Source organism: Microcystis sp. LEGE 08355, assembly GCF_015207185.1.
Taxonomy (GTDB): domain Bacteria; phylum Cyanobacteriota; class Cyanobacteriia; order Cyanobacteriales; family Microcystaceae; genus Microcystis; species Microcystis panniformis.
The window spans coordinates 1-7,298 of sequence record NZ_JADEXI010000208.1 but is presented as its reverse complement, the minus strand read 5'-3'; the positions used below and the strand labels follow the sequence as shown (position 1 = coordinate 7,298).

10 protein-coding genes are annotated in these 7,298 nt (G+C 40.0%); 5 read left to right on the top strand and 5 right to left on the bottom strand.

Features of this window, described 5'->3' with window-relative positions; translation table 11 throughout:
- Window positions 1-308: 308 nt before the first annotated feature.
- From IQ242_RS12060 to IQ242_RS12040, 5 genes are all read left to right on the top strand, one after another.
- A complete protein-coding gene (locus IQ242_RS12060; RefSeq protein WP_190723626.1) occupies window positions 309-551 on the top strand; it encodes an AbrB/MazE/SpoVT family DNA-binding domain-containing protein in 243 nt (80 codons plus the stop codon).
- On the top strand, window positions 545-865 hold the full coding sequence (locus IQ242_RS12055; protein ID WP_002784949.1) for a type II toxin-antitoxin system PemK/MazF family toxin: 321 nt from the start codon (window positions 545-547) through the stop codon (window positions 863-865). Before IQ242_RS12060 ends, IQ242_RS12055 begins: the two co-directional genes overlap by 7 nt.
- Window positions 866-1,101: 236 nt before the next feature.
- Window positions 1,102-1,749, top strand: coding sequence for a PEP-CTERM sorting domain-containing protein (locus IQ242_RS26145; protein WP_228020952.1), 648 nt, complete (start codon window positions 1,102-1,104; stop codon window positions 1,747-1,749).
- Between the two features lie 158 nt (window positions 1,750-1,907).
- The gene (locus IQ242_RS12045) at window positions 1,908-2,138 is read left to right on the top strand and encodes an addiction module protein (protein ID WP_193960133.1); all 231 of its coding nucleotides are present in this window, start codon (window positions 1,908-1,910) and stop codon (window positions 2,136-2,138) included.
- Window positions 2,135-2,374, top strand: a complete 240-nt coding sequence (locus IQ242_RS12040) for a type II toxin-antitoxin system RelE/ParE family toxin (protein ID WP_370582981.1) — start codon at window positions 2,135-2,137, stop codon at window positions 2,372-2,374. The genes IQ242_RS12045 and IQ242_RS12040 overlap by 4 nt, the downstream gene beginning before the upstream one ends.
- Before the next feature lie 419 nt (window positions 2,375-2,793).
- Here the strand turns inward: IQ242_RS12040 and IQ242_RS12035 are convergent, their stop codons facing one another.
- From IQ242_RS12035 to IQ242_RS12015, 5 genes are all read right to left on the bottom strand, one after another.
- Window positions 2,794-3,369, bottom strand: a complete 576-nt coding sequence (locus IQ242_RS12035) for a Uma2 family endonuclease (protein WP_193960134.1) — start codon at window positions 3,367-3,369, stop codon at window positions 2,794-2,796.
- A gap of 113 nt (window positions 3,370-3,482) precedes the next feature.
- Window positions 3,483-4,103 carry a Uma2 family endonuclease gene (locus tag IQ242_RS12030; protein ID WP_147068725.1) on the bottom strand — a complete coding sequence of 207 codons (621 nt, stop codon included), beginning with the start codon at window positions 4,101-4,103 and terminating at the stop codon, window positions 3,483-3,485.
- 48 nt (window positions 4,104-4,151) lie between these two features.
- Complete coding sequence (locus IQ242_RS12025) at window positions 4,152-5,678, bottom strand: Gldg family protein (RefSeq protein WP_193960132.1); 1,527 nt, start codon at window positions 5,676-5,678, stop codon at window positions 4,152-4,154.
- 2 nt (window positions 5,679-5,680) lie between these two features.
- Window positions 5,681-6,511: an ABC transporter permease gene (locus tag IQ242_RS12020; protein WP_193960131.1), complete on the bottom strand. Its 831-nt coding sequence runs from the start codon at window positions 6,509-6,511 to the stop codon at window positions 5,681-5,683.
- Window positions 6,501-7,298 (bottom strand): ATP-binding cassette domain-containing protein (locus IQ242_RS12015; RefSeq protein ID WP_193960130.1); only part of this gene is annotated, 798 nt, incomplete at its 5' end. The genes IQ242_RS12020 and IQ242_RS12015, both read right to left, overlap by 11 nt.

The following is a 7,298-nucleotide window of genomic DNA, read 5'->3' as shown; positions in this document are numbered from 1 at the left end:
GAGATGTGTATAAGGGATAAGTCAAGGGAGAAGGCAAAGGCGAATACGACATACTGCGCCACAATATCTCACGGAATGAGGATAGTTCGCCTGAGAAGGAGTAAAAAAAACAGGGGAAAACACCTGAGACTCTTTGCTCTGTGAATTGCTAATCGGGGAAAGGAATGTAAAGATTTATTAAATTGTAGCTTTTAATACTTTTTTGATAGGGATAGTGTGTACGATTCTGTTGTCTGCCTTTGGGGTTGGGTGGGGCTGTTTAAGCGGTTGATTGATATAATGACAATGTATTTACCAAGCAGTCAAAAATGTTGCTGAAAATCATACAAATCGGCAATTCTCAAGGAATTACAATTCCTCAAGCGATTATGGAACAGTGCGAACTCACTGATGAAGTCGAAGCGATAGTCGAAGGTAAAAAAATTATTCTGAGTGCTAAAAAGAAGGTGAGAGAGGGGTGGACTGAATTATTTGATGACGAACCGCTCGAAGCAGAGTTACAGGATTGGTTAGGAGTGGAAAACGAGTTCGAGCAAGAAAATCAATGGTAGAAAGATTTGCTGTGGTTCTAGTGGAACTCGATCCGACTAGGGGTTCCGAACTGCAAAAAACCCGACCTTGTGTTATTGTTTCCCCTAGCGAGATTAATGCTCGGTTGAGAACAGTAGTCGTCGCTCCCATCACCAGCACAGTCAAAAAATACCCCACCAGAATCCCGATTGACCAAGAAAATGTGCGAGGTAGTATTGCCTTAGACCAAATTAGAGCGATCGACAAAACCCGAATCGTTGCTCAAATTAGCCGTCTTGACGAACAAATGGCAATGTTAGTAGCTGATCGCTTGGTTGAATTTTTTCACTACTAATTTTTTTTTGGATTATAGTTCGCAAAGAGGGAATATCTCAATCTTCCCCTGTGAATCGCTAATCGGGGAAAGGAATATAAAGATTTATTAAATTGTAGCTTTTGATACAGTTGTGGGGGGGGAGTGTGTATGCTTCTGCTATCTCCTTTTAGTCTTGGGTTGGGCTGTTGCTTGATCTGGATGTGGGGGGGCGATCGTACTCACCAAATTAAGAAAAGCGTTGAGGCACTTAACTTATGACAATTCGTAAAAACCTGCTATTGTCTGTAGTAGTTGGACTGGGATCTTTTCCTCTCTTGATAATTACTAAGCCAGCTGAGGCAGCTAATTTTCATACTCATTGCGCAGTCTTACCATATACTGCTCCTTCGGGTAATATACCCCTTCCTAGTTTAACAACAGCAGCTTTTGCAGTTTCGATAAGGATTAATCAAACAGTTGCTAGTCAAACAAATTGTCCTGGCGGATTGGTTGGAGATTATGAAATTTCTGATTTAACAAGTATTGGTCTAGGCTTAAGTCCAGCTGCGTCAGGAAGTTGGGATGTTAAAATAGGTAATAATCTGTTTGCAAATCAACAGTTTTTTTCTGGTAATATTGTACCGTTTACAATACCGCCTCATCAACAAAATGATGCTATTGAATTTAACTTTGTAGATAACACTCCAGATTTTCTCCAAGTCACTTTCACGCCTGTTACGATAATCGATGGAACAGCTATAGTGCAATTTAGAGATCCTAAGGGTAATAGTTACTACAAAGTCCCAGAACCCACCTCAACCCTCAGCCTCCTCGCTCTCGGCACACTCGGTGCAGCTTCAACCGTGAAGCGCAAAATAAAACCCTCTCAATCCACCGAAAAAGAAACCACAAAAGTAGGCTAAATTGCCCACCAAAATACCATAAATGCCCCTTCATTCAATCAGTTGAGGGGGTATTTTTGGCATAACTCTCTCAATTCCCATGATTTTAAGGAGGATGGTTTATCTTGCAAGCCGAGAGCTGCTACAATCTAAGATGACTGGTTATAGATGCTTTCAAGATGACTAAAACAGCAGAAACCCTCAAAATAGAACTTGCTCAACTTTCTGTGCAAGATCGCGCTGAACTAGCTTACTTTCTCATCCATTCCTTAGATGAAGGTGTAGATGACAATGTTTTAGAGGCTTGGGATAGAGAATTAACTGAAAGATTAGCCGAAATTTATGCTGGAACAGCCAAGGGTGAACCATCGGATAAAGTATTATTGGAATTACGAGAGAAATATTCGTGAAACCTGTTATTATTCACAGTGAAACAAGACGAGAACTTGACAATGCTATTCAATATTATGAGAAGCAAAAGATAGGATTAGGGCTAGATTTACTATCTGAAATTGAACAAGCTCTCGAAAAAATTAAAATTAACCCTAATCTGGGAACAGCCCATACTATCGAAGGGATGCGCCGTTATCTCATTCGCCGTTTTCCTTACATCATCTTTTATGTAGAATTTGAAGCATTTATCTGAGTAGTTGCGATCGCACATGGAAAACGTAAACCTGATTACTGGAAAAAGCGAAATTTAGAATAATCGAGATACTCAAACCTAAACTAAAATCCTCCCAATCCACCGAAAAAGAAACCACAAAATTAGGCTAAATTGCTTCTAAAAATACCATAAATGCCCCCTTCATTCAGTCAGTTGAGGGGGTATTTATATCATATTTTTATGTTATCTTGAGGGTATTTATACCGCTTTGCGGAAGGCAAAAGTCTTATACCATAAGCCTTTCATGTTCCTAATTTTTACAATCCAAATCAATCATTAATGTTACCAGTATAAAATAAATAAGAGGGGTTATTCATAATGAGTCCACATCCGTATAACTTTGACAACTTTACTCTTCTGGAATAAACTGATAAACCAAACGATGCTGACAGAACAAATTAAACCTTTAGCCAAGCAAAAATATCCACTGCTGATATTGACCAACGTTCTAATCCTTTAATCACTGCTAAAGGCTCATTATTTCCTTCAGTTGCAATATGTACTTTCGGTAATCCTGTTTGAAAAACGGTGACTGACTTGGCTGAAGGATCAATCAACCAACCTAATTCTGTTCCTTGTTGTAAACAGAAAATAATCTTTTCCATCACTAAGGTAACAGATTGTTCAGGAGACATAATTTCAATAATCCAATCGGGATAACGTAAAAATTGATCGGCCATTTCTCCATCTAGATCTCTTGGCAAATTCTCCCAACGAATCACCGCAATATCTGGCACAATTGAACGTTCTGCAAAAGTACAACGCAATTCAGGTAGAGCATAAGCTAATTTTTGAGGTTTAGTCTGTTGATTAATGGCAGAGGCTAACTCAAATTGTAAGATGCTGTGTTTTCCTTTGGGCATAGGTTTTTGAGTGACAATTCCATGATAATATTCCCTAGCAGGCTTAGTTTCTGGAAGGGCAAGAAATACTTCGAGGGAAAGGGCTTGTGTATCTTCTATTGTGGCAAACATTAGATTGATTTCTCCGCTCTTGAGTTGTTTTCTATTATAAGCTCCTGACTTCTTACTCTCAGGTAAGTTTTTGATTTTTACCATAAGTCCAATCTAAAAATACGGGTTTTTCTTTAAGCTCTAGCACAAAAAATTTGATTAGCAGTGAGGTTTAACTCTGGAAAAATCCCTGAAATAAGACGTTGATCCTGTTTAAATAAATTACCTTGATATTCTCCATCGATTAATTGATAGATAGAAATGGTGGGTTCTTTGGGGCTGCCGATATATCGGGCCGAACCTTTGGCTAAATAATCGATAATCCAATATTCGGCAATTCCTAATTGTTCGTAGTCGTCGAATTTTTTCAGATAATCATCTCGCCAATTGGAACTGACAATTTCAATAATTAATTTAGCTGATGTTGCCAGAGAAATTGAGGAAGCGGTTTCCCAATAGGGATCATTAACTAGATTTTCTCTGTCTAAGACAATAATATCGGGTAGATAACCTGTATGGGGGCGAAGGGGTTTTACTGCCGCAGTATTGGGGATAAAATAGGGCAATTGCTGCCGATTTATCTCTAAGAATAGGGTTCCAGAAACAAATCCGCCAATTTCTTCGTGTTTTCCGATCGGTCGCATCATGGCCAATAATTTTCCTGCGATTAATTCGTATTGTTGTCCATCATCGGGATATTGATTGATATAGTCATCAAAAGTCAACAATTGGGGGATAGTTTGGGTTGTGGTCATGGCAGTTAGGGTAAATAAGAGAGAGCATTTTTCTAGATTCTAACTCGATTAACGACGTTGCCACCAAGTCAATCCAGCTAGGGTAAATCCTACTAAAGGCATCACTACCATCGCTATCCAAAAAATAGCGTTAGCTTGCAGGGGATTTAAATTAATTCTTCTATTTTCTGGTTCCTTAGCCCGGATAGATAAGGTGGCTGTTTCACCACTGGCTAACCACTGCACAGAATTTAAAAATATATCTCCGTTTAACTGTTGTTCAAATAGTCCATCGCTGGCAAAGCTGGCATTACCAATCACGATTAATTTACCTTTTTTTTCCGTCAGAGCAACTCCTAAATCAAAGGGGCCAGCTAAATCTTTTTCAGGGTTAAACTGGAGATTCTGATCATTTAAATCACTCTCAGCCCACATTTTATCATTAGTAATCATTAAAGATACGGCTTCAATTCCTTCGATGGGAACGGTAGCGATGGGACGAGCAAAGGGAAAGATAGAAATACCGTTAGCAAAATCGCGAGTAATCGGATGATTGCCGTAATTGGTAATAATCGGACTAGCCGGTCCTAAACCGATGATTTCCCCGGCACCGGAAGCATCAATAATAATCCGATTATCTAGTTTCACACCCCAAGGGGTTAATAAGGGTTCTAATCCGGTTTCGGTTTGAGGGTCAATCAGTAATAAAATTTTGCCCCCTTGCTCAAGATAGTTTTTTAAAGCGGTGACTTCCTGGGGAAATATTTTTCTTTTGGGACTGGCAATAATAATGACATCGGCATTATTGGGAATGGTGGAACGTTCCACTAGATTAAGTGGTTCTACTTGATAACCTTTTGCTTCTAAACTATTGACTGCTTGCACTAATCCACCTTGAGGTTCTTTGATGGCATTTTCTCCATGACCTTGCAGAAAATAAGCGGTTAAAGTGCGATTAGTTTTAGCGGTTTCGATGGCGTTACTCAGTTTCGCTTCCGTGAGACTTTCCTGTTCACTAATAGTTTTCAGGGGTTGTTTTTTGTCACCATACTGTAGATAGACTCTAGACAGATTATCATCAGCTAGTTTTTTAAATTCTTGGACAATATTGGGTTTTTTCTCTGGGTTAACTATCTCGTACTGAAATTGGGGATTTTTGCGTTGATAATTGGCTAAAAGTTCCTCTTCGTTGCCACTGATTCCCCGGGTTGAAAAAATCCAGACTTTGACTGGTTTTGACAGATTGGTTAATAGTCTTTCGGTTTGGGGGGATAAACTAAAGATTTGGTTTTCGGTTAAATCAACTCGATAGGGATAACGGAGGGCGAGAAAGTTAATTAAACCGATAACGCTGAGGACAATAATAGTAGTAATGAGGGTTTGAGTGCCGGTGCGGGTACTTCTTTTTTGCCAAAAGTCTTTGGAAGTGATTACTAATAACCACAGCCACCCTAGAAACAAAATAGCCCCGGCAATTAATAACCCCAGAGAGAGGGATGACCATTGACCGGAGATTAACCCCACGGTTAGGCCGGCACTACCCAGAAATAGGGCGGGTATATAGAGAAATTTACTGTATTTTTGCCAGGATCTCATAGTTAGTTTCTTTGATAACGGTCCGCTTCGATCGCTTGAGTAGTTAGGAAGATTCCCAGCAGAATATAACTGAGGAGGATGACTAAACTACTACTGTCAAAAATTCCCCGCACGAAATTGTTAAAGGGTTGATACCAAGATAGATGGGAGAGCAATTCTTTTAGGAAAAATCCGATCTGTTCTCCCACTTCTCCTCCGATACGATCTCGAAAGAAGGTTTCGGCATTGTTAGCAATTACATCCAGTATCCAGATAAATAAGATGGTGATAAAGGTGATGATGTAAGCAAGGATAGAACTATTGGTGAGGGAAGATATAAACATCCCGATGGCTAGGATGGCGGCTGCCAGTAAAATTAATCCTAGATGAGCCATTAAAATACTGGCTATATTCACCGGGGGAACTGCGGCACTAAAAACTACTATTTCGTAAATCCAGAGGGGGGTAATCATCACGGTAAAAAAGGCCAGCACTCCCAATAATTTACCGATGGCTATACTCCAATTGGTCAGGGGGGAAGTGGCTAAAAGTTCTAGGGTTCCCTGTTTTTTTTCCTCTGCGTATAATCCCATAGACAGGGCTGGCAAAATTACCAACAATAAGGAGGATAAAATAATGCCGATGAAAGTGGTCATAAATTCAGATACCGTATCTCTGGCTACCAGAAATCCCGATTGTTCCTGGATACCAATATCGAGAATAATGCCGTAGAGAAGGGAGTTAAAGAAAAATCCCGCTACTAACCAAAATATACCCATAATGATATAGGCATTAGCGGCGGTAAAATAGCTTTGAAATTCCTTGCGAAAAATCGCCCAGATATTATTGATCATGCCTCTCCTCTTGCTGGTTACTTTCCCCGCTGCCGATTACTTCCAGAAAAATATCTTCTAGGGTTTTACGGGTGCGACGCATTTCTAATAAGTTATAACCATTGTTGACAACTATTCTAGCAAGTTCTGCCCCTAGGTTTGTCCCCGCTTGACCAACAATTTTGAGCAGGTTATCGCCGACTTTTGCTGCTTGTTCGACTTGGGGCATTTGTTGAAGGATTTCTAGCAGGGAATCCCTATCACCCTCGATCTCAATTTCATAACTGGAACCAGCAGGGGTAGCGGTAGTAATATTATTGGCTACGATGCGACCCCGATTAATAATTGTCGCTCGATCGCAGGTAATACTCACTTCTGGCAAAATATGAGTGGAGAGAATAATTGTATGTTCTCCCGCTAAACTTTTAATCAGATTTCTTACCTCGATAATCTGTTTTGGATCCAATCCTACCGTCGGTTCATCTAAAATAATTACTGGTGGATCGTGTATGATCGCTTGGGCAATTCCCACACGCTGTTTATAACCTTTGGATAACTTGCGGATAATAACTTTTCTTTTTTCTAGTAACTGACATTTGCCTAACACTAAATCTACCCGCACTTTTCTATCCCCCGATGAGATGCCTTTAATCCGTGCCACAAAATCAAGAAAACCTTCCACGGTCATCTCTGGATACAAGGGGGGATTTTCGGGAAGATAACCAATGCGACGACGCACTTCTAAGGATTGTTCATGCACATCGTATCCTGCTATCCTTGCTGTTCCCGTTGTGGCAGGAATATAACC